Below are 25,181 nucleotides of genomic sequence, written 5' to 3'. Positions count from 1 at the left end.
TCCGTTTCATTCAATTAATTTATATGGACTTATTTCTAAAAACTGCGATAAAATTTCTAAAGATTTTAAAGATGGCGTTTTATTATTTTTATTTTTAAAGTACGAATAATAAGTGTGCTCAGAGAATTCACCATCAAAATAAGCGACAAAATCTGCTGCGGTTTTAATATCATATTTGTTTAAATATTTCCGCAAATTCACACAAAACTTCTCATTTGAAATATTATTTAAAGTATGAATAAATGTGTAGGAATTAAAATCAATTTTGGTACCGATTAAATCTCTTGAGGAAACTTGCAAGATATTTGCTATTTCGTCGATAACGGCGAGAGGTGGGGTTCTTTGGAAGTTTAACCATGAAACTAATCGATTGTAATTAAGAGAAAGATGAACTGACAACTCTTTTACTGTATCAAGTTGTTTATAAGATATGTAATTATTTAGGTTACCGACAAAAAATCTCATAGTAGTCATATGTTTTATTTCCACTATTATCCCTCCCTCCATTATAATTTTATGATATAATAATAACATAGTAAAAATGTGGTATTAGTACCAATAGTGAATTAGTTGTGCGCTTAGTACCTAAAGTGAAATGTTGTGTTTTTTTCTGATAATAAATCGTATATTTTATTGATGTATTATGGTTTAGAAAATAAGAAAGAGAGGGGGAAACCTATGCCGTCAAAGCGTTCTTTTACTGACTACATTTCAAGCAGATTCTACAATGAGTTCTACACTGCTATAGAAAAGTATATTGAAGAAAACCCCAACAACTTAGGCTTAGACTTGAAAAATGTAAAGCATATAGGAGAAATCTCTCTTTCAGAAATGGAAGTAAAATACGTATTGGTGAGAGATCTCCCGGAGCTTAAAATTGAGTTTGATGTTATCGTAGATGCAGAAATTGAGGTTACGGAAGGTGATTATCACTATGATGATTACGACTTGTTTAATAAGTGGTTTTTGCTGAGATGCTCTGGAGATTTAGAACATAGTCTGGATGATTTTGCAATTAGAGAAATATCTCTCTATAGCCAAAAGAACAAGAACCCCCACCCGTTATCAGACTCATTAGTTCCATATATTAAAAGGGAACAGCTCGATACCGCTGCACATGATTTTTTGAAAAAATATTATCCTGAGGCGTTGAAAAAACCTATGCCACTTGAACCAGAAGTACTTGCTGAAAAAATGGGCTTAGAAGTTATCCTAAGGGATATCACAGAAGACTTATCCGTTTTTGGGCAGATTTTTTTTCATGACAGTGAGGCAGAATTCTATGATCCAGATGAAGGTGAATGCATAAGCACATCAGTCAGAGCCCGGACTATTTTTGTTGATCCAAAAGCCTATTTTCTTCGTAATTTGGGTGCTGTAAATAATACTATTGTTCATGAATGTGTACATTGGGACAAGCATAGAAAAGCATTCGAACTGGAAAGGCTCTATAATAGTAGTGCTACTAAAATAAAGTGTCAGGTAGCTGGAGGAATAAAAAATAGCAATAAAGAAGCTACTGATTGGATGGAATGGCAAGCTAATGCCCTGGCACCAAGAATCCAAATGCCCCTAGCTATGTTTAAAACAAAGGCTTTTGAGTTTATCAAGGAGTTTCGACAACAATCTGGAATCATCGAACTAATTGATGTGATGGAACCAGTTATTGATGCTTTGGCTACATTTTTCTGTGTATCCCGTATTGCAGCAAAAATTCGAATGATTGATGCCGGATTTGAAGAAGCAATAGGTACATACACATATCTTGATGGCCATTATGTAAAACCCCATGGTTTCAGTAAAGGTTCCATTAAAATAAATCAAACATTTTCTTTAAGTGCTCAGGACGCAGCTATAGAGCGTTTTATCAATCCCGAACTTCGTGCTTTAACTGATAGTGGAGATTATCTTTTTATAGACAACCATTTTGTGTACAATTCTCCACTTTATGTAGAGCGTGATGAAAACGGAAGACTAGATTTAACAGGTTATGCCCGTTCTCACATGGATGAATGTTGTCTAGTATTTGATATGAGTATCACAAGCAAAGTTGACAATATTTATCATACCACTTGCTTCCTGAATCGTGAACCAAGTGATATTACATTTGGTATTAAGTTTCACAATGGGTTTGAAAATGCACCTCAAGAACGACAAATTCAAATGCGAAAGAAAATTCAAGCTGAAGAACTAGAGATTCGAAAACAGATGACAGATGATCCTGAACAGTGCATGGATCTTCTTCTTGCATGGCGAAAAATGAATTATACTGATTTGGGTCTTGAAATAGATAGAGACCCCAAAACCATAAGTAGAACGGTAAAGGGGGAAACAAATCCAAAGGTTGAGACAGCTGCACTAATATGTTTTGGACTAAACCTACCACCAGTTATTAGTATGAAGCTGATGGAGGTATTAGGCTGCAAGCTAAATCCTATGAAATATCCAGATCACCAATGGATAAATGAGGCATTATACATGAAATACCCAGAACCAATATGGGCTGTCCGAGAGTATCTTGAGCCATACGGGGTAGAAATTTAAAATTTTTTATCTAAAAATCGGACATGGTGTGTCCAGTCTATAAGAAATCTAAGCAGACCTTTAGCAAAATACGGTCTGTTTTTATATATCCCAAAAACAGAACTACTGTAAACTGCCCCTTAACCAATCGAGGAGCAAAACGCCGGAGTTATCTATGAAGCCTATAAGAGGCAGAAATAGATGACTCCGGCGTTTTTTTGTTTGCATAGATTTTGAGGACATTGCATGTCCATTTTCAAAAAATATTTCATGTTACATTTTTAATAGATAAGCAATCATGCTATCTCAATAAAATCTCAATGTCCTAGTGCGCATACGGACGGCGGGATGCATAAGAGTTCAGAATACAGTGATAAAGACTGTATTTGGAATGAGGATGCACCCACCGTGATTTCGTGTGCCCATTTTTAGGACAAGCGGAGTCTGTGGTCATCTTCTCCACAGGCTCTTTTTGTATTCCGCCGTCAATGCCAGGACGGAAAGGAGTACAAAATGAAAATTAAAGTACTGTATGAAGAAAACATCAAAAACGGTCACAAGAACTACACCACAATTGAAATTCCAGATGGAGATTACAGCGTAATGCTGGACATCGACTATGAGCAGCGTCTTTCGGAGGCTAAGCCTGAGAAGAAAGAAGAAGTCAAGCGTTGTCAAACAGTACAAGAGATGTTTGACCTGTTGAACTCCAAAGAATATAACGGTTGGCGGAGGGAAACTAGGCGGATTGACCCTAATCCCAAGATGAAAAAATCAAATGGCAAGAGGGGATTTATCCAAGGTGAACCAGATGATGAGTCCTTTAACATTATGGATTATCTCTGTACAACCTCCGATGATGAAACACTCAGTAGAGATTATGAATGCGAGGCCATTTGCGATTGGATCCGCAAAACTCTTGCCAAGAAACCAGAATGGGCAGAGGCCTTTATTGCAGTTCGTATCGACGGAATCCCAATACGTGAATATGCCAACTCCATAGGTGCAGATGAGAATAACATCACCCAGAAATTAAAGAGAGCAACAAAAAAATTACAAGAAGAATATCAGAATCGTCAGATTTGACCTTCTCCTGTGGCTACCACTTAGAAGGGTCAAGACCTTCAAAAAATTTAAGGAGGTAATTCTGATGAGAGAATTAATACCTAAGGACCAATATGGTGTATTTGCCGACACCAATGATACGGCAAGAGTGGATAGTTTGTTTGTGGCAGAGTTCTTTGAAAAACGTCATGACCATGTTATCCGAGACATTAGAAAAATCACTGCCCCCAAATCTGGGTTGAGTGATAATTTCATCCATTCAAACTTTAAGGCTGATTCTTATAAGGACAGTACTGGCAGAAAGCTACCTTGTTATTTCATGACTCGCGATGGGTTCACGATGCTGGTGATGGGATACTCGGGACAAAAAGCAATGAAATTCAAAGAGCTTTACATTCGTAGGTTCAATGAGATGGAGTGCTTCATTAAAACGCTTGTTTCTGCAAGACAAGAGTTTCCACTATTAACCGCCAACATAAAGTTACTTCATGAAAATCCCAAGCCATATCACTTCAGTAATGAATGCGATATGTTAAATCGCATCGTAGTTGGAATGACTGCAAAGCAGTTCAGATTAGCAAACGGCATTGAAAAAGGAAAAAGCATCAGGCCTTATTTGTCTGAGGAGCAGATTACGATGCTTGACACATTACAAAAAGTAGATGTTGGCTTGTTAGTGGCTGTTCCAGATTATCAGCAGCGCAAGCGTCATCTGGAGTGGTACAAAACCAAATCAGAAAAAAATTAGGGGGTTACAACAATGTTTTATGTGAAAGAAAGATTGAATGATTCCATGGAGATATCCATTGAAATAACAGATGAGAATGTATTTACCCACTGCCCAATGTGTGGATCAGAGGTGTCAGTAGATATTGCTGAAATTTTAAGTGATGGTGAGAGTGACCTTTATGGTACAGCAGTTTTCTGTGATGAATGCAGTAAAAAGGTCAAGAGTGGAGGACGGTACTATGAGCATAAATAAATTCAATCCTGAAGGATACTATGACCCTACTCCATATGAAGCACTAAGTAACGTCACTCGAGAGGAAAAGGCAGCGTCAAAACCTGCCTTCAAGCCTCTTGTCTATATTTGTTCCCCTTTTAGTGGGAACACCGAAGGCAATATAAAGCGAGCGCAGGACTTCTGCCGGTTTGCATTAGAGAAAGGGAACATTCCACTGGCTCCACATCTTATGTTTCCACAGTTTATGAATGATAACAATGAAAAAGAACGCGACCTGGCAATTTTCATGGACATCATCCTCATGGGCAAATGCCAGGAAGTGTGGGTACTCGGTGATGTCATTTCAAAAGGGATGAGTATTGAAATTGAAAAGGCTAAGAAGCGTAGACAGCCGATCAGATACTTCAATAAAGAATTCGAAGAGGTGAACTCCTTATGAAAAGAGTAAGAGCAATACAGGCCAGATTTGAACACGGAGAAAGACCTCGTACGAAGGGAGGTTATTAAATTGAGAAAACTAGCCATTGCCTACGGGAACAGCCGACAGGCAAAGAAGTGGGTCAACAAAGAAATCACATTTGATGAGCTAAAAGATAGGTTGAAGACTCCAATCCGGACAACGGAATCAGCAGAAGAATATGCCAAATTCAGCAAATCCCAAAAGGATGATGCAAAAGATCATGGTGGTTTTGTTGCAGGGGTATTAAAAGGCGGTCGCAGGAAAATCGACACTGTGGAGCTCCGCTCAATGATTGCCTTAGATGGTGATCGCATTAATAAAGAGTTTCTTGAAAACTATGAATCGAATGCCCAGTATACCTCAGTTCTATACTCCACTCATAGCAGTACTGATGAGAATCCAAGGGTCCGCATTATCTTGCCTCTTACAAGAGATGTATCACCAGAAGAGTTTGTAGCAGTTTCAAGATATCTCGCACAGATGCTCGGCATGGATTATTTCGATGAATGCTCTTATCTCCCAAACCAGCTTATGTACTGGCCCAGTACGCCATCCAATGGAAACTTCATCTATAAGGAATTGGATAAGGATTGGCTTAATCCAGATGATATTCTAACAGCTCATCCTGAATGGACTGATCCTACAAGACTTCCGACTTCATCCAGGGAGAGCAAGGCAAATACAGTATCGCATCAGAAGGTACAGGATCCTCTTGATAAGGAGGGTGTTGTCGGGCTTTTCAATAGAGTCTACTTTCCTGTAACAAAAGCAATCGATGCGTTTTTGTCAGATGTATACGAGCCAACAGAAAATGAGGCCCGCTATCATTTTATAGAGTCAAGCAGTATGGCCGGTGTTGAAATCAAGGATGGTGGGAAATTTGTATACAGCCATCATGCCAAGGATCCTGCATACCTTAAATTATGTAATGCCTTTGACATCGTCCGTATTCATAAGTTTGGTGATGACGATGATAAGAAGTCCTTCAAAAGCATGTGTGATTTTGTCATGAAGATTGATGAGGTGAAGGTCTTTGCTACCAACGAGAAACTTGCAGAAGCTGAAGCGGACTTTACGGATATTGGTGACAACTGGAAAGAAAAACTGAAATATCAGCCTCGAAGTCAAGTGCTCGAAAACAGCGTGTACAACTTAAACCTTATCCTTAATCATGATCCGGATTTTAAGAATTTTGCATTCAACGAGCTATCAAACCGTATCCAGGTCACTGGACCGCTTCCATGGGAAAGGCCGGAAGGTAATGTGTTTTGGAGAGATGCCGATACAGCCCAGCTTAAGTCAATTATGGATATTCGCTACCTTCCGTTTTCAAGCAGAAACCATGATGTTGCATTTACCAAAGTTGCTGATGATAGGCGTTTCCATCCCATAAGGGATTATCTTGATTCCCTTCCTACATGGGATGGGGTAAAGCGTGTGGAAGATGTGTTCATCAAATATCTCCAGGCGGATGATACCGAATATATACGCACAGTGACTAGAAAGACCTTTGCAGCGGCGGTTGCGCGGATATATGTCCCTGGTATTAAGTTTGACTGCGTTCCAGTGCTGGATGGCGATCAGGGTATTGGCAAAAGCACAATTTTAAAAGACCTGGTAACAGCAGATTTTTACTCTGAAACCCTATCCCTTACGGATATGGACGACAAGTCGGGTGCTGAAAAACTCCAGGGGTTCTGGGTAGTTGAAATCGGTGAGCTTGCTGGAATGAAGAAAGCGGACATTGAAAAAGTGAAAGCCTTCCTCTCTACCTCAGATGATAAGTACAGACCGTCCTACGGCAGAGTGGTAGAAAGCCATCCAAGGCAGTGCATCGTCATTGCAACAGTAAATGGCGAGCGTGGATATTTACGCGACATTACCGGTAACCGCCGCTTTTGGATCATCAAGGTGCATCAGAAAAAGCAGAAAAAGACCTGGAATTTTACAGAAGGATATAGACAGCAGTTCTGGGCTGAAGCAAAAGAAATATGGAACTCTGGTGAAAAACTGTATCTCGAAGGTGATGTTTTAGAAGAGGCGGAAAAGGCGCAGAAAGGTGCCATGGAGGCTGACGAGCGTGTTGGTATGGTGGAAGAGTACTTGAATACACTGCTTCCAGATGACTGGGACAGTATGGATTTATTTGCCCGAAGAAATTACCTAAGCGGTTGCGAATTCGGAGGCGCTAAGCATACAGGAACTGTTACGCGAACCTCTGTAAGCAATGCTGAGATTTGGTGTGAATGCTTCAATCGTAATCTTCCAGAATTAAAGACTACTGATAGTTATCAGATCGCAGCACTCATGGCGCAGATTCCAGGTTGGGAACGAACCAGCAGTATTAAGCGTTTGCCGATTTATGGCAGGCAGCGACTTTATCATTATGGTGAATAGGGAACACAACACAACACAAGATTTTCCCTTATATTAAAAATGCTTTTTCTTAAAAGTAGATAGTAGATACCTGTGCATGTACACGCGCGTTAGTAAATATAGGGAAATGCTTGTGATTTTGTGTTCCTGTGTCAGATGGGAGGTAAACAAGTGACTGAAAAATATATAGAGCAAAAACTGGTGAAAGCAGTGAAAGAGCTGGGAGGAATTGCACCAAAGTTTGTAAGTCCGGGGTTAGATGGTGTGCCAGACCGCATTGTACTTTTACCTATGGGAAGAATCGCCTTTATTGAATTAAAGGCACCGGGAAAAAAGATGCGTCCAATACAAGTAAAGCGAAAAAGGCAACTGGAAGCGTTAGGGTTTTTAGTCTACTGCATTGATGGGATAGAGCAGATTGGAGGGGTGCTTGATGAAATCAAAAATGAAATGTAATTGGTGTGGTAAAGAAACTTATAAATACCCATCACAAATAAAAAAGCATAATTTTTGTTCTCGCAAGTGTTTATCTGATTTTAGCAATAAAAGTATAAACCCTACTGGATATCATGAACTCAAAGACTATACAAATATGTCAGTTCATCTCTCAGAGTTAAATCGCGAGTTAAACCCCACAAAAATGACAAAAGAGATGAGAGCAAAAATGAGAAAAGCTAGGCTAGGTACAGGTGAAGGAAAAACATATACAAAATATTATGGGAGACATGCTCATAGGGTGGTGGCAGAACAGAAACTTGGTAGAAAATTAAACAAGAATGAAGTTGTGCATCACATTGATGGCAATCGAAGAAATAATGATCCTGATAACTTAATGGTTTTCTCTTCAAGTTCAGATCATATGAGATATCACGCTCAGATTAGAAAGTTTTTTGATAAAGGAGAAATACCTTCGAAGGTGATAGAGGAGGTGATGCCCTTATGATGTTCAAAGCGTATGACTATCAGAAATTTTGTATCGACTATATCGATAAGAATGAGATATCAGCACTGTTTTTGGACATGGGTTAGGTCTTGGTAAAACCGTTATAACCTTGTCGTCTATTTACAGTCTATGCCTTGATCGGTTCGAAATCAGAAAAGTATTGATTATAGCCCCTTTAAGAGTGGCAAGGGATACTTGGCCTTCTGAAATTAAAAAATGGGATCATCTAAAGGGCTTATCTTACTCAGTGGCTGTTGGAACTGAAAAAGAGAGAATAGATGCCCTTATGAAAAGAGCCACCCTTTATATCATCAATCGTGAAAATATAGATTGGCTTGTAAACAAAAGCGGTGTACCCTTTGACTTTGATATGGTTGTCGTTGATGAGTTATCTTCTTTTAAGTCCTATGGAGCAAAGCGCTTTAAAAGCCTTCTGAAAGTAAGGCCCAAAGTGAAAAGAATAGTCGGACTTACTGGAACGCCTTCAACAAATGGACTTATGGATCTCTGGGCAGAGTTTCGTATTCTGGACTTAGGCCAAAGACTCGGTAGGTATATAACTCACTACCGGAATGCTTACTTCACGCCGGATAAGCGCAATGGTCAGATCATCTTTTCATATAAACCTATGGCTGGAGCAGAAGAGAAAATTTATAACCAAATATCGGATATTACGATTTCCATGAAGTCTTCGGATTATCTCAAAATGCCAGAATGCATCATGAATGAAGTAGATGTTTATCTGAATGAGAAAGAGTGGAGCATTTATTCAAAATTTAGAGATGAAATGGTTGCAAGTTTAGGTGAGGAAGAGATTGATGCGGCAAATGCTGCAGTGCTTTCTGGCAAACTCCTGCAGATGGCAAACGGTGCTGTCTATGATGGTGAAAACAAAGCACATGTTATTCATGAGAGAAAACTTGATGCCCTTGAAGATTTAATTGAAGGGACCAACGGAAAACCGGTCCTTGTGGCTTATTGGTACAAGCATGATCTGGAACGCATCCAGAAGAGATTTCCTGTAAGGCAGCTAAAGTCATCAAAGGACATTGAAGAGTGGAATGAAGGAGAGATTCCTGTAGCTGTTATTCATCCAGCAAGTGCTGGACATGGACTTAATCTTCAGAGTGGTGGTTCCACCCTGATATGGTTTGGTCTTACCTGGTCCTTGGAGCTCTATCAGCAAACCAATGCCCGTCTTTATAGGCAAGGGCAAAACGACACGGTTGTCATTCATCACATCATTGCTAGAGACACTATTGATGAAAATGTTATGGCTGCACTAAGTAAAAAAGAAAAAACTCAGGCAACTTTGATTGAGGCAGTAAAAGCAAAACTGGAGGTGAGTCGATGATTGATCCGTATGAAAACTTAGCCAACGCCATAGTCTTACAAGCCGTCAAGGACTATAGGGATGCACTAAAGAAGCTGATGAAGCATCCACGCCATGAATCTGCAAAATATACAAAAGCCGAGGTGGAGAGGTTCTTCCACTCTGATTGGTATAGAGAACTTACCACGGTAGAACCGGAGATACTAATCCGAAAACTTAAAGAGGAGGCCAAACAATGAATGCTAAAGAATATCTTAGTAAAGCATATCGATTGGATCAAAGAATAAACAGTAAGCTTGAGCAAGTTGCATCCCTGGAGAATATGGCTATGAACTGTACTTCGGCCATAAATGGAATGCCTAACAACCCTAGCAAATCAGTATCTCATATGGCAGATGCTGTCTGTAAGATTATAGATATTAAAAATAATTTGAACGATGATCTCGCCAAACTACTAAAGTGCAAGATTAACATTATTGAGATCATCCAAGGTGTGAATAATATTGAATACAGGCTGATTCTTGAGAAACGCTACCTGTCATATCAGCCTTGGGAAGACATTGCTTATGACCTTGATTATTCTGTAAGCTGGGTACTAAAGCTTCACCGTAAAGCGCTTAGAGCTGTAGATGCTGTATTGGCTGGAAGGGAGAATAAGAATGGGATGGCATGAAGCAGTAGAAGACGGAATAACCATTGGTAAGGATAGTAGAGATTCCAATTGTTATTATCCACCTTGCCACATCTGTTCTACTCCTGTTTATAGTTGGACATACACTCGTGGTACAAAGTATACCTGCAAAGACTGCAGGTCTGAGCTGGTGCGACAGTCGCGTGAAGAAGGGAATGCAATCAGCACTGATAAGAAACAGATGAAGCTGCAGAATGCTTTAAAGAGAATCTCTAAGGTCACCGATATTGCACACTACAACGATGCCATTCGTCTTGTGGAAAAGAGTCTGAACCAGACTGGATGGTATCAGAGTACTGAAGAAATAATGGTAGCACTTGAACTTATCCGACGTGGCGTTAAAGCGTTCCATCAGGTGAAGATCTTCGACTACTCTGTTGACTTCATATTGCCTGAGATGAAAGTTGCTCTTGAGATTGATGGCAAGATTTATCACGGGAAAGACAGACAAAAATATGAGAGTATCCGAGATGAGGTCATTACCAATAAACTCGGTGAAGGCTGGGAGATAATCAGAATTTCTACAGATAACATCAATAAGAATGTCACCAAGCTAATCCCTGGTATCAATGCAGTACTTAAAAGAAGAAAATGTCAAAGTGGATAGTAAAGTCCACATGAGTCCACTTGAGTGCAGTTGAATTTTTTAGTACTCTATAATTGAGAGATAATAATGTAAACAAGCCTTCATGGGGAACACCCCACGAGGGCTTTTCTTATGCCCAAAAGGAGGTGAACCGATGCCATACAAACCTAAGCGTCCTTGTGCTTACCCAGGCTGCGGTCGGCTTGCAGACAGCGAGCAATACTGCACCGAGCATAAGAAGATGGTCGCTAAACGATACAACCAATACCAACGTGACCCTGCTTCCAATAAACGGTACGGCAGGTCCTGGAAACGTATCAGGGACCGCTACATCAAAGCCCATCCTCTTTGCGAGGAGTGTGAAAGGAATGGAAGGATTAAAGCTGCTGAAGAAGTCCACCACATCCTCCCTCTCTGCAAAGGCGGTGGCAATGAAACCAGTAACCTGATGGCCCTTTGTAAGTCATGTCACTCAAAGATCACTGCTGAGAGTGGCGACCGGTGGGGGAGGTAAAATCTCTACAACTTTTCAATCCGGACAGCGGGCTGGGGTGTCGTGTTAAAAAACGCAGATTCAAACGAGGGTATAGCCCCCACTTTGCAAAGGAGGTGTGATCATTGGCAAAAGACGGTACGAACAGAGGTGGCGCTCGTGTTGGTGCAGGGGCAAAAAAGAAACCTCTGGCTGACAAAATAGCTGAAGGCAATCTCGGTGGCAGGAAACTGACCGTGATGGAGCTTTCCGACACTGCAGACCTTGAGGGACAAGAAATGCCTGAACCTAATAAGATGCTTGAAGCCATTCAAAAAGATGGAAAGGCTCTGGTGGCAGGCGAAATCTACAAAGCCACATGGCAGTGGCTGGATAAGCGTGGATGCGCTGCTCTGGTTTCTCCGCAGCTCCTTGAACGGTACGCTATGAGTGTTGCCCGGTGGATTCAGTGTGAAGAGGCCATTACGGAGTATGGCTTTCTTGCTAAGCACCCCACCACAGGAAATGCCATTCAAAGTCCTTATGTATCCATGGGCCAGAACTACATGAACCAGACCAATCGTCTGTGGTTTGAGATATTCCAGATTGTAAAAGAAAACTGTACTGGCGATTACAAAGGAACAAATCCTCAGGATGATGTGATGGAAAGACTTCTTTCTGCTCGTAGGGGCAAATAAAAAAAGATGGGAGATAATGATATGAGTAAAAACTACAGAACCGCAGAAAGTGTTTGCAAGGGACATCCTGATAAGCTTTCTGATTTAATCGCTGACAGCATTCTGGATGCTTGCCTTCGCAGAGACAAAGCTTCACGTGTGGCCTGTGAGGTCATGGCTACCAAAGGTAAAATCATCGTGGCGGGCGAGATCACCTGCAGCGAAAAAATTAACATCCGCCTTATCGTAAAAAATGTACTTCGTGAGGTTGGATACAGTCCATGGAAATTTACAGTATTCGTGTTTGTACATCATCAAAGTGTAGATATTGCTGCTGGTGTAGATACAGCACTTGAAGCAAGAAATGGAATTAGTGATCCTTATGGTTCCATCGGTGCTGGTGATCAAGGCACTGTTTATGGCTATGCTACCAATGAAACTCGTGAGCTGCTGCCTCTGCCTTTACTTCTCTCTCATAGAATCGTAAAGCGTATTGATGAATGTCGCAAAGGAAAAATAATCAAGGGTATCCTGCCCGATGGCAAAGCACAAGTTACCGTTGAGTATGATGGGGATAAACCTATCCGCGTTAAGACTGTGGTAGTTTCTGTTCAGCACCATAAGGACAAAACTCAAAAGCAATTAGAATCAGATATCTTAAATAATGTGCTTTGGCAGTGCTTCGAGGATTTCCCCTTAGATGATGAAACCGAGATCCTCATCAATCCTTCTGGTAGGTTTGTTGAAGGTGGTCCTGCTGCTGATACCGGGCTGACTGGCAGAAAAATCATGGTAGATACCTATGGCGGTCTGGCTTCCCATGGTGGTGGTGCTCTTTGTGGAAAGGACCCAACAAAGGTTGATAGAAGTGGTGCATACATGGCCAGGTACATTGCTAAGAATATTGTTTGGAGCGGGCTTGCTGAAAAATGCGAGGTCGCTATTTCTTATGCCATCGGAAAAGCAAACCCTGTGGCAGTTAATGTGACATCCTTTGGTACGGGGAAAATCAGTGATGAAGATCTAGGTGAACTGGTAAAAGAGATCTTTAATCTTCGTCCTGCGGCCATCATTGAAAAGCTACGCCTAAGAAATGCGATCTACTCTGATACAGCAACCTACGGTCATTTTAACTCATCACTCTTCCCGTGGGAGAACGTGGATTTCAATCTAAACTTAAGAAGGGTGGCGGAAAGATATGAAGATTGAAAAACTGAAAACTAAGCTCTTACTTCCCGCTGACTATAACCCCCGTAAAGATTTAAAACCCGGGGATGCAGAATACGATAAACTAAAACGCTCCATTGAGCAGTTTGGTTATGTTGAACCGGTCATCTGGAACAAGACCACTGGCAGAGTTGTAGGCGGCCACCAGAGATTAAAAGTGCTCCTTGATTTAGGAATGACCGAAGTTGAGTGTGTGGTCATTGAAATGGATGAAGATAAAGAAAAGGCGCTAAACATTGCCCTTAATAAAATCAGCGGCGACTGGGATAAGGATAAGCTAGCCCTTCTTATCGCTGACCTGCAAGGTGCAGACTTTGATGTTTCCCTTACAGGTTTTGATCCCTCTGAATTGGATGACTTATTTAAGGATTCCTTGAAAGAAGGCATCCACGATGATGAGTTCGATGTGGATGCAGAGCTGGAAAAACCCGCCATGACAAAACTGGGTGACGTCTGGAAGCTTGGTCCCCATAGACTGGTTTGCGGTGATTCTACCAAGGCTGAAACCTTCACGCTTCTTATGGATGGAAAGCTGGCAAACCTGGTGGTGACAGATCCCCCTTACAATGTAAACTATGAAGGCTCCGCCGGTAAAATCAAAAACGACAACATGGGTGATTCTGCCTTCTATGAATTCCTATTGGCGGCTTTTACCAATACGGAAACCGTGATGACGCAGGACTCATCTATCTATGTTTTCCATGCAGATACGGAAGGGTTGAACTTTAGAAAGGCATTCTCTGAAGCTGGCTTCTATCTCTCCGGCACCTGCATCTGGAAAAAGCAATCGTTGGTCCTTGGTAGGTCTCCTTACCAGTGGCAGCATGAACCTGTGCTCTTTGGCTGGAAGAAAAAAGGCAAGCATAACTGGTACGCAGATCGAAAGCAAACGACCATCTGGGAATTTGAAAAACCTAAGAAGAATGGCTCTCATCCAACTATGAAGCCTGTGGCTCTTGTGGCCCATCCTATTCTTAATTCAAGTCTCAGCAACTGCATTGTCCTGGATCCCTTTGGCGGTTCTGGTAGCACCCTCATTGCTTGTGATCAGACCCAGCGGATTTGTCACACCATTGAGCTTGATGAAAAGTTTTGTGACGTCATAGTCGAAAGGTTCATTTCTGGAGCACAGACTTCAGATGATGTCTATCTCCTGCGTGATGGCAAAGAATACCGCTACAGTGACCTCCCTGAAAATAAATAACATAACTATCGAAAGATAGACTTGCTATTAACATCACTTAGAGTGATATATGTAGTAAGCCAAAAACAAGGAGGTCAATACCATGAAAATCAGTTACAACGTAACCGGTAACGAACGGAAGAAGCTGGTGAAGCTCATCAGCGAAATCACAGAGGTTCCCTTAAAATACCTGGGAGTTCCATCTTGTGCTTACCAGGTCGGACCCTACCAAATCGGAAAAGACGGAGAGCTAACCTTTGACAACGAATTGGATCAGGACAATATCAAGACGCTGATGAAAAAGCTACAAGATGCAGGGTTTGAAGCTGAGGTGGATGAACCAGCTCCTGCTGAAGATGAACTTGAGGAAACGGGACTCATCATCCAGATACCAAAAGACTCCCTTTCCAATGAAGATTTGGAAAAGCTAACAAAGTTGTTAGAAGCAAAAGGAAACCTCATCAAGAAAGCGCTGAATGTGGATGCCCTCCCCATTAAAACCGATGAAGAACGCGTTAGCTTCCCTTGGTTTTCAAAGCTGCCAAATCCAGATGCGATAAAAGCCTACTCCCAATTCATCACAAAGCTTTGTGAGATGGCGAAAACACAAAAGAGAATCACTGTGAAAGAAAAAGAAGTCGATAATGAAAAGTACGCATTCCGCTGCTTCCTCCTCCGCCTTGGATTTATTGGAGAAGAGTTCAAAACCCACAGAAAGATTCTCCTTCAAAACCTTTCAGGCAGCAGTGCTTTCAAAGGAGGTGCTCCTAATGAAACCGATCAGTAAAGAAAGACTGGCCCACCTACGCAAGCAGTACCCTGCTGGTGCCAGAGTCCAGCTCCTTAGCATGGATGATGTGCAAGCACCACCTGCGGGCACAACAGGCACCGTGTGGGGCGTTGATGACACAGGCTCCATCATGGTTCAGTGGGACAACGGCAGCAGCTTGAATGTGGTTTACGGCATTGATTCCTGTAAGGTAATCGATGAAAAGTCCAGGGAGGAGACATAGCAATGAAGGCATTATTTGGTCGAAAGTTCTATAACATCAAGGAACTACGAGAGGCAACTGAAGAAGCAAAGGAAGATGGCGTCATTGGTTCTGATTACACTGTGATTCGAGAAGTTGAACTCAGTGATTCAGAGTTTAAAAAGTTCACCAGTAATTTTCTAGAAGATCAGCCCTGGATCAAGAAGTCAGATGGCGGGACCAATGAAAAAGGTGAGCTTCGATGCATTAGGGTCATTAACAAAGACACCGGTGAAAAGATATTGTCTAATACGGAAGGTTATGAATTCTCGCGTTACACAGCGATTGAAGATTAAACTGAAAACCTGCTCTATTACTACAGAAATGACTTGCTATTATTCTCGTTTAGAGTGATATATGTAATACCAAAACAAAACCACACTAAATGGAGGATGAGAACATGAAAAAAATCAAGGCATTTGAAGAAGCCAAAGCAACCGGCGCAAACTTTAAGGAGTCTGGAATCAACAGCACCATGTACTGGGCTTACGAAAGAAGCAAGGAAGCAGGAAACGACACCATCGACTTTTCTGAGGTCATTTGGGATTACGACATCGAACCCATTGTTAACGCCTGCAGAGCCTATGGAATCGACCACATCACCATTTCAAGCACCTTCTCAGGGCTGATCGCAACCCTTGCCGAATTTGAAAAGCACGGTTGCAGGATGGAGGGACTTACCAAGGTTAAGACGAGCCACACCGACTGGCAGACCGGTGAAAAGCAAATTCTACCGGCGATTGTGATTAGGATTTAAGGAGGGCTTAGACCATGTGGAGAGAAGGCAAAATCGAAGTCGAAAACAGAACCATTCAGTACTGGATCAAAAGCTTTGACTTAGGCTCCCCTTACGGCATTGATGAGGGTAGAATATCAAAGCTGATGCTAAAGCGAGAAGGCCAGATCATAGCAAACTTTGATAGAGGCTGGGACATTGAACCCATCGACGGCAATGCGCAGGCTGCACTTGAAATATTGATGAAGGAATACAATTAACAACAAGATTAAAAGCACAATGGAACAGGGCTGTATTATAGCTCTTTTCCTCGTTACAGAAGACCTTATGGTCTATTTTTTATGTCTTTTTTAAAGGAGGTGTCCGCATATCCGAAAACTAAAGAAGTATAAACCAACCTCTTACATGGCGAAGGATTCCCATTACAGTAAGGAGATGGCGGACTATGCAGTAGGTTTTATTGAATGCCTCTCCCATACCAAAGGAACTTGGGCAGGAAAGCCCTTTGAACTTATAGATTGGCAAGAGCAAATCATCCGTGATTTATTTGGAACCATAAAACCAAATGGCTATCGCCAGTTTAATACAGCTTATGTAGAGATACCAAAGAAGATGGGGAAAAGTGAGCTCGCGGCGGCTGTTGCCCTGCTCCTAACCTGTGGAGACAATGAAGAACGTGCTGAGGTTTATGGCTGCGCTGCGGATCGTAACCAAGCCTCCATCGTTTTTAATGTGGCAGCAGATATGGTGCGAATGTGCCCTGCCTTGTCCAAACGGGTAAAGATTCTGGACTCACAGAAAAGACTGATCTATCAACCCACGGGAAGCATTTATCAAGTGCTTTCTGCAGATGTAGGAAACAAGCATGGCTTTAACACCCATGGCGTTGTCTTTGATGAGCTTCATACTCAACCGAATAGAAAGCTCTACGATGTTATGACCAAAGGTAGTGGTGATGCCAGAATGCAGCCCTTGTACTTTCTCATCACCACTGCAGGTGATAACCAGAACAGCATCTGCTGGGAGGTTCATCAGAAAGCTCTAGACATCATGGCAGGAAGAAAGAATGATCCTACATTCTACCCTGTCATTTATGGAGCAGCTCTTGAAGATGACTGGTCTGATCCAAAGGTATGGAAGAAAGCAAATCCATCCCTTGGCATAACTGTCAGCATGGATAAAGTAAAAATGGCCTACGAGTCTGCAAGACAAAATCCCGCTGAAGAAAACAGCTTCAGGCAGCTTCGACTCAATCAATGGGTGAAGCAGGCTATTCGTTGGATGCCTATGGATAAATGGGATGCCTGTGCTTTTCCGGTTAATCCAGAAGCCCTTAAAGGCCGCGTCTGCTATGGCGGACTGGACCTTTCCTCTTCCACTGACATTACGGCCTTTGTACTTGTATTTCCTCCACAGGATGAAGATGACAAATATGTGGTTCTGCCATACTTCTGGATACCAGAAGACAGTATTGATCTTAGGGTTAGACGGGATCACGTGAATTATGATGTGTGGGAGAAACAAGGCGTTCTTCTAACTACCGAAGGCAATGTTGTCCACTACGGTTTTATCGAGACTTTCATCGAGGAGCTTGGAATGAAGTATAACATCCGGGAGATTGCTTTTGACCGCTGGGGCGCAGTTCAAATGACGCAGAACTTAGAAAATTTAGGCTTCACAGTCGTTCCTTTTGGACAGGGCTTCAAAGATATGTCTCCTCCAACAAAGGAATTGATGAAGCTGACGTTGGAAGAAAAGATAGCCCACGGTGGCCATCCTGTACTTCGTTGGATGATGGATAATATCTTCATTAGAACTGATCCTGCTGGAAATATCAAAGCAGATAAAGAGAAATCCACCGAGAAGATTGACGGTGCTGTTGCCACAATCATGGCTCTTGACCGTGCAATCCGCTGTGGTGGAGAAACTGGTAATTCTGTTTATGATGATAGAGGGTTATTAGTTTTCTAAGAATAGTTTTGCATAACACCCATACGCAATGCATCATCCTCAACCCCATCATGCAATCAGTTTTCATCAATTTTCAATTGTCAAATACATCCACGTATATTTAGGGTAAAATACTATTGAGGTGATGAAAATGCGTGATGATGCTTATAGAAATTGGCTACAGGGCAAAATTTCAAGTCGTCCTATATCTGATAGTATTAGCCGTTGTCGAAGGATTGAAGAAAGTTTAAGACTAGACCTAGATGAAGAATTTGCAAAAGATGGTGGCCGAAGCCTTGTGAACTTGCTAGAATATTCTTCTGAAGATGAGAGCCTTAATCGTCCAGCACCTGATGGTATTAGTTTTTCTCCAGGTTCAAATATTAAAAACGGAATGTCATCATTACGTTCCGCTGTTAAAAAGTATTTTGAGTTTTGCAGATCATCTAGATAACAATGCACAAATTTATGAGCATCTCAGTAGAGGTGCTTTTTTCATGCCCATTTTAAGGAGAGTGATGTCCATGGGAATATTGCAAGGGATATTTAAGGCCCGAGACAAGCCTAAAAATGCTCTTGGCGGCAGCCCTTACAGCTTCTTTTTTGGAAGCACCAGCGCTGGAAAACCGGTCAATGAACAAACCGCTATGCAAATGACCGCAGTGTACAGCTGCGTGAGAATCTTATCCGAGACGTTGGCCGGACTACCCCTTCATGTCTACAAATACAATGATTCCGGTGGAAAGGAAAAGAACCTCAAGCACCCGTTATACAAGCTGCTTCATGACGAACCAAACCCAGAGATGACTTCTTTTGCCTTTAGAGAGACGCTGATGAGTCATCTTTTATTATGGGGAAATGCCTATGCACAGATTATTCGGAATGCACGAGGTGAAGTGATCTCCCTCTACCCATTAATGCCAAACAAAATGTCAGTCGATCGCGATTCAAGTGGTCGGCTTTTCTATTTGTATCAACGTGGTAGCGAAGATGCTCCTACTCTTGGTAGAGAGAATCAGGTCTACCTTTCACCCTCTGATGTCCTTCATATCCCCGGACTTGGATTTGATGGGTTGGTAGGCTATTCACCTATTGCCATGGCGAAAAATGCTGTGGGCCTTGCCATTGCTACAGAAGAATATGGAGCTAAGTTTTTTGCGAATGGAGCTTCACCCGGCGGTGTCTTAGAGCACCCCGGCACCATAAAAGACCCTGCAAGGATCAAAGAATCCTGGAATGCAGCCTACCAAGGGAGTGGAAACTCTCACCGAGTGGCTGTCCTTGAAGAAGGTATGAAGTACCAGCCTATCGGCATTTCTCCTGAGCAAGCACAATTCCTTGAAACTAGAAAGTTTCAGATCAATGAGATCGCTCGTATCTTTAGAGTGCCCCCTCATATGCTTGCTGACCTTGAGAAGTCATCCTTTAGTAACATCGAGCAGCAATCACTGGAGTTTGTAAAATACACCCTCGACCCTTGGGTGGTCCGCTGGGAACAGTCCATGTGCAGAGCTCTACTCATGGAAAGTGAAAAACCTAATGTATTTATCAAGTTCAATGTGGATGGACTTCTTCGTGGTGATTATGTAAGTCGAATGAGTGGTTATGCAACGGCACGTCAAAACGGTTGGATGAGTGCCAATGATATCAGAGAGCTTGAAAATCTGGATAGAATTCCAGAGTCATTAGGTGGCGACCTCTACCTCATCAACGGCGCCATGACTAAATTACAGGACGCAGGCGCGTTCGCAAATATCAAAGAAACGGAGGAACCTTAATGAAGAAGTTTTGGAACTGGGCACGAGATGAAAACACTGGTGTCCGAACACTTTATCTAGACGGCGTTATTGCCGAAGATTCATGGTTTGATGATGACGTCACCCCTAAGGCATTTAAAGCAGAGCTTACTGCCGGTGAGGGTGACATTGTTATATGGCTTAACTCACCAGGAGGTGATTGCATTGCTGCAAGTCAGATTTATGCCATGCTGATGGATTACAAAGGCACTGTTACTGTAAAGATTGATGGCATTGCCGCTTCAGCAGCCTCAGTCATCGCCATGGCAGGGACAACGGTGCTCATGGCACCAACAGCCCTTATGATGGTGCATAACCCTCTCACAGTAGCCATTGGAGACAGCGAGGAAATGAAAAAAGCCATCGCCATGCTATCTGAAGTGAAGGAGAGCATCATCAATGCCTATGAAATTAAAACGGGTCAGTCTAGAACTAAGCTCTCTCATCTTATGGATGCAGAGACCTGGCTTAATGCGAAAAAGGCCATCGAGCTTAGCTTTGCTGATGGCATCTTGGAGGATGAGAAGAAAAGAAATCAGACCGAGGACTTTACCTATGCCTTTAGCCGTAGAGCTGTTACCAACTCTCTGCTGGATAAGGTAAAACCCAAACTACCAAAAGAGAATACTGGCACCCCTGTTGAGTCGCTGGAAAAGCGACTTTCTTTGATTCAACACTAAATTTTAGGAGGAAAACACTATGAACAAAATTCTTGAACTGCGTGAAAAAAGAGCAAAGTCCTGGGAAGCTGCTAAAGCATTCCTGGATACCAAAAGAGGTACAGATGGAATTGTATCCGCCGAAGACACTGCAACCTATGAAAAAATGGAAGCTGATGTGGTTGCCCTCGGTAAAGAGATTGATCGTCTTGAAAAACAAGAGGCCCTTGACCGCGAGCTTTCAAAGCCACTTAACACTCCACTTACCGGAAAGCCTATCTTCCAAGGTATGGAATCTAAATCTGGTAGAGCTTCTGCTGAATACCAGAAAGCATTCTGGAATGCCATGAGAACCCGTTCTGGTGAAGGGCTTGATCCAGTGATTAAGAACGCACTGCAGATTGGAACCGACACAGAAGGTGGATATCTTGTACCAGATGAGTTCGAGCGTACTCTTATTGAAGCCCTGGATGAAGAGAATATCTTTAGAAAGCTGGCCAATGTCATTTCCACTGCCTCTGGCGATCGTAAGATTCCTGTTGTTGCCTCCAAAGGAACCGCTTCTTGGATTGATGAGGAAGGTGCAATTCCTGAAAGCGATGATAGCTTTGGACAGGTATCCATCGGCGCTTACAAGCTGGGTACCATGATAAAGGTATCTGAAGAACTGCTTAATGACAGCGTGTTTAATCTCGAAAACTATATCGCCAAGGAGTTTGCAAGACGTATCGGTAACAAGGAAGAAGATGCCTTCTTCATTGGAGATGGATCTGGTAAGCCTACGGGTATCCTTGCGGCCACTGGTGGCGCGCAAATTGGCGTAACCGCAGCAAGTGCCACTGCTATTTCCATTGATGAAGTTTTGGACCTCTTCTATTCACTTAAATCGCCTTACAGAAACAAGGCCGTTTTCGTCATGAACGATGCGACCATTAAGGCCATTAGAAAGCTAAAAGATGGTCAGGGTCAGTATATCTGGCAGCCTTCACTTCAGGCTGGAACACCAGATACCATTCTGAACAGACCTGTTTACACTTCATCTTACGTTCCTACCATCGCTGCATCTGCAAAGTCCATCATCTTCGGTGACTTTGGCTACTACTGGGTAGCAGATCGTCAAGGCAGAGTATTCAAGAGACTTAATGAGCTCTATGCAGCTACTGGTCAGGTAGGTTTTGTTGCCACTCAGCGTGTGGACGGAAAGCTGATTCTGCCTGAAGCCATAAAAGTGCTTCAGCAGAAAGCGTAATGGAGGTGTCCTATGAGTTATAACACAAAGAATTATACCGAACAGGGCGGTGAAAAAACCGTCATTGGTGGAACTCTTGAAATCAAGGAAGGGGCGGTCGTTACTGGCCTCCCCATTCTCGATAATCAAGCTGCAAGTACTGCTGCCACAGTAGAAGATTTGGTGACGGATTTTAATGCTCTCCTCACCAAACTTAAGGCTGCAGGGCTTATGATTTCAGACTAATGAAAGGATGGTGGCGGTATGACACTGCTGGAAAAAGTAAAAGCAAATCTTATTCTTGATCACTCGGCTGATGATGAACTCCTTGAGATGTACATCACCGCCGCCACGAGGTATGCAGAGAGTTATCAGCATCTTCCTGAAAACCACTACGTGGAAGCCGTTATGCCTGCCACCACACAGCAAGCCATCATTATGCTGTCGTCCCACTTTTATGAATCGAGGGACGGCAGCACTGGTGGTTTCTTTTCTGATAATGTGCAGGCTGGACAACAGGTATGGAATACGGTCAATCTCCTGCTGAGACTTGATCGGGACTGGAAGGTGTAGATATGAGCTTTGGGAAAATGAACACCTTTATCGATATTGTAGAAAGCGTCACCATTAAAGACGCTGAAGGGTTTAAAACAGAAGTTGATAACATTGTTGCATCTGTCAGGGCTTATCGAGAAGGTCGCCATGGCAATGAGAAATGGGCAAATAGAGCTTCCTTTTCTGAAGCCACAGACCTTTTTCGCTTTCGCCGCATACCTGGTATAACCATTAAAACGTCTATGGTGATCATCCATAGTGATAAGAGATTTGAAATTACATCTGTTGAGGATGTGAAAGGCCGCGGTATGTACATTGAAGTGCTGGCTAAGGAGGTGATTCCAAGTGGCTAAAGCAACCATGAAAATGCCCGATGAATTTCTGATGAAGCTCTCAAAGCTTGGTGATAAAACAGATGAAATCATCTCTAATGTTTTAGAAGCTGGCGGTGAAGTTGTTCTGGATAAAGTCAAATCCAACCTTAAAGGCGTTATTGGTAATAATACCAAAGAAAAAAGCCGCTCTACCGGTGAGCTGGTTTCTTCCCTGGGCCTCTCTCCCACTAAGCTAGATCGAAATGGAAACTTCAATGTCAAGGTTGGCTTCAATGAACCTCGTGGTGATGGAGATGCCAATGCTAAGATTGCAAATATCCTTGAATACGGTAAATCAGGTCAGCCTCCTAAGCCCTTCTTGAAGCCAGCAAAATCCGCATCTCGGAAGGCATGCATAGAAACTATGAAATCAGAACTGGATAAGGAGATTGAAAAGCTATGAGCTTACTTTCAGATTTAAACCTCATACTGGCTCCCTTTGATATCCCTGTGGAAACAGGAGTGTTCTCTGATGTGCCTCCCGATGAATATCTGGTCATTACACCTATGTCAGACAGACTGGATCTCTTTGCGGATAACGAGGCATACATGATTGTTTCAGAAGCTCGGCTTTCTCTTTTTACAAAGAAGAATTACATCAAACGTAAAAAGGAACTGACGAAAGCCCTGCAATCTGGAGGGATAACCATCACGGACAGACAGTATGTAGGTTACGAACATGATACTAAATTTCATCATTACGCTATCGACGTAATGAAAGAATATGAAACGGAGGAAGAATAAATGGCAACGATTGGTTTGGATTCTCTATATTATGCCAAGATCACAGAAGATCAAAATGGCGTTGAAACCTATGGTACCCCTAAGGTGCTGGCTAAAGCCATGACAGCAGAACTGAGTATTGAGCTTATTGAAGCGATACTCTATGCAGATGATGGTGCATCTGAGGTCATTAAGGAATTTAAGAGCGGGGCTCTCAGCTTAGGTATCGATGATATCGGTTCACTTGTAGCTCAGGATTTAACCGGCTGCAAAATTGACAGCAACAATGTGGTGGTTTCAAGAAGTGAAGATGGTGGTAGCCCTGTGGCAGTTGGGTTTCGTGCCAAGAAGGCCAATGGAAAGTATCGATACTTTTGGCTCTACAGGGTTATCTTCTCTGTTCCCGCCACAAGTCTTGCCACCAAAGGCGACTCCATCACATTTAGCAGTCCCACCATAGAAGGAACTGTGTTTAGGAGAAATAAGCTGGACGGAGAAAACAAACATCCCTGGAAAGCGGAAGTTACTGAAGGAGATAATGGTGTATCGGCATCCACTGTAATAAGCTGGTTCACATCCGTTTATGAACCAGACTTTACCCCAGTTACGCCGACCGTAACTATTACAACTCAACCAGCAACTCTCACAGAGGTCACTGAAGGAAGCATTACTGGAAGCCTTTCTGTTGTGGCAAGCTCCAACACCTCAAACCCTGTAACTTTTCAGTGGTATGAAAATACCATCGACAGCACCACTGGTGGTACTGCCATTAATGGAGAAACTTCTGCGAGCTTTGATATTCCAACAGACCTTTTGGCGGATACCTATTACTACTACTGCGTCTTAAGTTCTAGTGGCACAGAAAACGTGACGACCACAGTGGCTACTGTTGTTGTTTCTTAATGGGAGGGTTGATCATGGCAGATGAAAAATTAAAGATTGACGAAGCCGGTGAAGAAAGAAGCACCACCATTGATATTGGCGGCACGGAGTTTAAGATGATTCTTACCACCAAAGCTACAAAGGAAATTGCCAAGCGCTATGGTGGTCTTGAGAATTTGGGCGATAAGCTCATGAAAACTGAGAACTTTGAAATGGCACTTGATGAGATTGTGTGGTTGATTACACTTCTCTCAAACCAGTCCATTTTAATTCATAACATCAGAAATAAGGATGATAGAAAAGAACTTCTCACAGAAGATGAAGTGGAACTTCTTACCACACCCTTTGATCTGGCTAATTACAAGAATGCCATTATGGCCAGTATGATGAAAGGTACAAAAAGGAATGTGGAGAGTGACGACTCAAAAAACGAGGTGGTCGGGTAAGCAGTGAGGAACTCTTTACCCGACTAATCTATTTTGGCACTGCCCACTTGAGAAGATTTGAAGATGAAGTGTGGCTTTTGCCCATCGGCTATTTGATGGATCTATGGGAATGCCACAAGCAATTTATCGGGATTTCAAAACCAAGAAAAGATCACAATATTGACGATATTATCCCGGAGTATTTATAACACTACCATGTAATGTGGCACCTTAAGCGGTGTCATTTTTCATGCTCCAAGGAGGTGAAACCATGGATAATTTATCCGACTTCTAAGATAAGTTATCATATCCCATATGTGTA

General features: G+C 42.4%; 32 protein-coding genes and 2 pseudogenes. 33 read left to right on the top strand and 1 reads right to left on the bottom strand.

The genetic code is table 11. The features are described 5' to 3' along the window. Window positions 1–6: 6 nt before the first annotated feature. Complete coding sequence (locus T472_RS10425) at window positions 7–489, bottom strand: hypothetical protein (RefSeq protein ID WP_023389201.1); 483 nt, start codon at window positions 487–489, stop codon at window positions 7–9. 189 nt (window positions 490–678) lie between these two features. On the opposite strand from T472_RS10425, the gene T472_RS19945 reads away from it, so the two are divergent. The 33 genes and pseudogenes from T472_RS19945 (at window position 679) to T472_RS10265 (ending at window position 24,880) form a co-directional block, all read left to right on the top strand. Then, complete coding sequence (locus T472_RS19945) at window positions 679–2,544, top strand: ImmA/IrrE family metallo-endopeptidase (protein WP_023389200.1); 1,866 nt, start codon at window positions 679–681, stop codon at window positions 2,542–2,544. 492 nt (window positions 2,545–3,036) lie between these two features. Continuing rightward, window positions 3,037–3,609 (top strand): hypothetical protein, encoded by a 573-nt coding sequence (locus T472_RS10415; protein ID WP_023389199.1) that lies wholly within the window; start codon window positions 3,037–3,039, stop codon window positions 3,607–3,609. Between the two features lie 64 nt (window positions 3,610–3,673). Next, window positions 3,674–4,336, top strand: coding sequence for a Rha family transcriptional regulator (locus T472_RS10410; protein WP_023389198.1), 663 nt, complete (start codon window positions 3,674–3,676; stop codon window positions 4,334–4,336). A gap of 12 nt (window positions 4,337–4,348) precedes the next feature. After that, the gene (locus tag T472_RS10405; protein ID WP_023389197.1) at window positions 4,349–4,570 is read left to right on the top strand and encodes a hypothetical protein; all 222 of its coding nucleotides are present in this window, start codon (window positions 4,349–4,351) and stop codon (window positions 4,568–4,570) included. Then, window positions 4,557–4,991 (top strand): DUF7768 domain-containing protein, encoded by a 435-nt coding sequence (locus tag T472_RS10400; protein ID WP_023389196.1) that lies wholly within the window; start codon window positions 4,557–4,559, stop codon window positions 4,989–4,991. The genes T472_RS10405 and T472_RS10400 overlap by 14 nt, the downstream gene beginning before the upstream one ends. A 69-nt stretch (window positions 4,992–5,060) precedes the next feature. Further along, entirely contained in the window at window positions 5,061–7,409 is a 2,349-nt protein-coding gene (locus T472_RS10395; protein WP_023389195.1) for a virulence-associated E family protein, read from the top strand. Window positions 7,410–7,559: 150 nt separating this feature from the next. Then, window positions 7,560–7,844: a VRR-NUC domain-containing protein gene (locus T472_RS10390; protein ID WP_040907347.1), complete on the top strand. Its 285-nt coding sequence runs from the start codon at window positions 7,560–7,562 to the stop codon at window positions 7,842–7,844. After that, window positions 7,822–8,331 (top strand): HNH endonuclease signature motif containing protein, encoded by a 510-nt coding sequence (locus T472_RS10385; protein ID WP_023389193.1) that lies wholly within the window; start codon window positions 7,822–7,824, stop codon window positions 8,329–8,331. The genes T472_RS10390 and T472_RS10385 overlap by 23 nt, the downstream gene beginning before the upstream one ends. Beyond that, window positions 8,328–9,685, top strand: a pseudogene (locus tag T472_RS10380) (SNF2-related protein). The gene T472_RS10385 and the pseudogene T472_RS10380 overlap by 4 nt, the downstream one beginning before the upstream one ends. Next, the gene (locus tag T472_RS10375; protein WP_023389190.1) at window positions 9,682–9,903 is read left to right on the top strand and encodes a hypothetical protein; all 222 of its coding nucleotides are present in this window, start codon (window positions 9,682–9,684) and stop codon (window positions 9,901–9,903) included. The pseudogene T472_RS10380 and the gene T472_RS10375 overlap by 4 nt, the downstream one beginning before the upstream one ends. Beyond that, entirely contained in the window at window positions 9,900–10,337 is a 438-nt protein-coding gene (locus T472_RS10370; RefSeq protein WP_012065077.1) for a DUF1492 domain-containing protein, read from the top strand. The genes T472_RS10375 and T472_RS10370 overlap by 4 nt, the downstream gene beginning before the upstream one ends. Next, entirely contained in the window at window positions 10,324–10,962 is a 639-nt protein-coding gene (locus tag T472_RS10365) for an endonuclease domain-containing protein (protein WP_023389189.1), read from the top strand. The genes T472_RS10370 and T472_RS10365 overlap by 14 nt, the downstream gene beginning before the upstream one ends. A gap of 133 nt (window positions 10,963–11,095) precedes the next feature. Further along, window positions 11,096–11,455 carry an HNH endonuclease gene (locus T472_RS10360; RefSeq protein WP_023389188.1) on the top strand — a complete coding sequence of 120 codons (360 nt, stop codon included), beginning with the start codon at window positions 11,096–11,098 and terminating at the stop codon, window positions 11,453–11,455. A gap of 104 nt (window positions 11,456–11,559) precedes the next feature. Beyond that, complete coding sequence (locus T472_RS10355) at window positions 11,560–12,111, top strand: P27 family phage terminase small subunit (protein WP_023389187.1); 552 nt, start codon at window positions 11,560–11,562, stop codon at window positions 12,109–12,111. 21 nt (window positions 12,112–12,132) lie between these two features. Then, entirely contained in the window at window positions 12,133–13,299 is a 1,167-nt protein-coding gene (metK, locus tag T472_RS10350) for a methionine adenosyltransferase (protein ID WP_023389186.1), read from the top strand. Then, complete coding sequence (locus T472_RS10345; protein WP_023389185.1) at window positions 13,289–14,521, top strand: site-specific DNA-methyltransferase; 1,233 nt, start codon at window positions 13,289–13,291, stop codon at window positions 14,519–14,521. Before metK ends, T472_RS10345 begins: the two co-directional genes overlap by 11 nt. Window positions 14,522–14,603: 82 nt before the next feature. Next, the gene (locus tag T472_RS10340; protein ID WP_023389184.1) at window positions 14,604–15,287 is read left to right on the top strand and encodes a hypothetical protein; all 684 of its coding nucleotides are present in this window, start codon (window positions 14,604–14,606) and stop codon (window positions 15,285–15,287) included. Further along, complete coding sequence (locus T472_RS10335) at window positions 15,271–15,513, top strand: DUF4314 domain-containing protein (protein WP_023389183.1); 243 nt, start codon at window positions 15,271–15,273, stop codon at window positions 15,511–15,513. Before T472_RS10340 ends, T472_RS10335 begins: the two co-directional genes overlap by 17 nt. Window positions 15,514–15,515: 2 nt before the next feature. Continuing rightward, the gene (locus tag T472_RS10330; protein ID WP_023389182.1) at window positions 15,516–15,827 is read left to right on the top strand and encodes a hypothetical protein; all 312 of its coding nucleotides are present in this window, start codon (window positions 15,516–15,518) and stop codon (window positions 15,825–15,827) included. Window positions 15,828–15,931: 104 nt separating this feature from the next. Continuing rightward, window positions 15,932–16,288, top strand: coding sequence for a DUF7698 family protein (locus tag T472_RS10325; protein ID WP_023387160.1), 357 nt, complete (start codon window positions 15,932–15,934; stop codon window positions 16,286–16,288). 14 nt (window positions 16,289–16,302) lie between these two features. Continuing rightward, window positions 16,303–16,527 (top strand): DUF7678 domain-containing protein, encoded by a 225-nt coding sequence (locus T472_RS10320; protein ID WP_023387159.1) that lies wholly within the window; start codon window positions 16,303–16,305, stop codon window positions 16,525–16,527. A 109-nt stretch (window positions 16,528–16,636) separates the two neighbouring features. Continuing rightward, on the top strand, window positions 16,637–18,238 hold the full coding sequence (locus tag T472_RS10315; RefSeq protein ID WP_040907341.1) for a terminase large subunit: 1,602 nt from the start codon (window positions 16,637–16,639) through the stop codon (window positions 18,236–18,238). A gap of 130 nt (window positions 18,239–18,368) precedes the next feature. Next, window positions 18,369–18,671, top strand: coding sequence for a hypothetical protein (locus T472_RS19355; RefSeq protein WP_169788236.1), 303 nt, complete (start codon window positions 18,369–18,371; stop codon window positions 18,669–18,671). A 70-nt stretch (window positions 18,672–18,741) separates the two neighbouring features. Then, window positions 18,742–19,995, top strand: coding sequence for a phage portal protein (locus T472_RS10310; RefSeq protein ID WP_023387663.1), 1,254 nt, complete (start codon window positions 18,742–18,744; stop codon window positions 19,993–19,995). After that, a complete protein-coding gene (locus tag T472_RS10305; protein ID WP_023387662.1) occupies window positions 19,995–20,693 on the top strand; it encodes a head maturation protease, ClpP-related in 699 nt (232 codons plus the stop codon). The genes T472_RS10310 and T472_RS10305 overlap by 1 nt, the downstream gene beginning before the upstream one ends. Before the next feature lie 19 nt (window positions 20,694–20,712). Next, the gene (locus tag T472_RS10300; RefSeq protein ID WP_023387661.1) at window positions 20,713–21,921 is read left to right on the top strand and encodes a phage major capsid protein; all 1,209 of its coding nucleotides are present in this window, start codon (window positions 20,713–20,715) and stop codon (window positions 21,919–21,921) included. Between the two features lie 12 nt (window positions 21,922–21,933). Next, a complete protein-coding gene (locus T472_RS10295) occupies window positions 21,934–22,146 on the top strand; it encodes a Head fiber protein (RefSeq protein ID WP_023387660.1) in 213 nt (70 codons plus the stop codon). An 18-nt stretch (window positions 22,147–22,164) separates the two neighbouring features. Then, window positions 22,165–22,473, top strand: coding sequence for a head-tail connector protein (locus tag T472_RS10290; RefSeq protein WP_012065059.1), 309 nt, complete (start codon window positions 22,165–22,167; stop codon window positions 22,471–22,473). A 2-nt stretch (window positions 22,474–22,475) separates the two neighbouring features. Then, entirely contained in the window at window positions 22,476–22,808 is a 333-nt protein-coding gene (locus T472_RS10285; protein WP_023387659.1) for a head-tail adaptor protein, read from the top strand. Then, the gene (locus tag T472_RS10280) at window positions 22,801–23,232 is read left to right on the top strand and encodes an HK97-gp10 family putative phage morphogenesis protein (protein ID WP_023387658.1); all 432 of its coding nucleotides are present in this window, start codon (window positions 22,801–22,803) and stop codon (window positions 23,230–23,232) included. Before T472_RS10285 ends, T472_RS10280 begins: the two co-directional genes overlap by 8 nt. Further along, window positions 23,229–23,573: a hypothetical protein gene (locus T472_RS10275; protein WP_023387657.1), complete on the top strand. Its 345-nt coding sequence runs from the start codon at window positions 23,229–23,231 to the stop codon at window positions 23,571–23,573. The genes T472_RS10280 and T472_RS10275 overlap by 4 nt, the downstream gene beginning before the upstream one ends. Further along, window positions 23,574–24,149: pseudogene (locus tag T472_RS10270) on the top strand (major tail protein); the annotation flags it as partial. Window positions 24,150–24,469: 320 nt separating this feature from the next. Then, the gene (locus tag T472_RS10265; protein WP_023387655.1) at window positions 24,470–24,880 is read left to right on the top strand and encodes a hypothetical protein; all 411 of its coding nucleotides are present in this window, start codon (window positions 24,470–24,472) and stop codon (window positions 24,878–24,880) included. Window positions 24,881–25,181: the final 301 nt, after the last annotated feature.

This window comes from Youngiibacter fragilis 232.1, from assembly GCF_000495435.3.
Lineage (GTDB): Bacteria > Bacillota > Clostridia > Clostridiales > Clostridiaceae > Youngiibacter > Youngiibacter fragilis.
The sequence above is the reverse complement of the archived record's forward strand: the minus strand, read 5'-3'. Positions and strand labels throughout refer to the sequence as shown.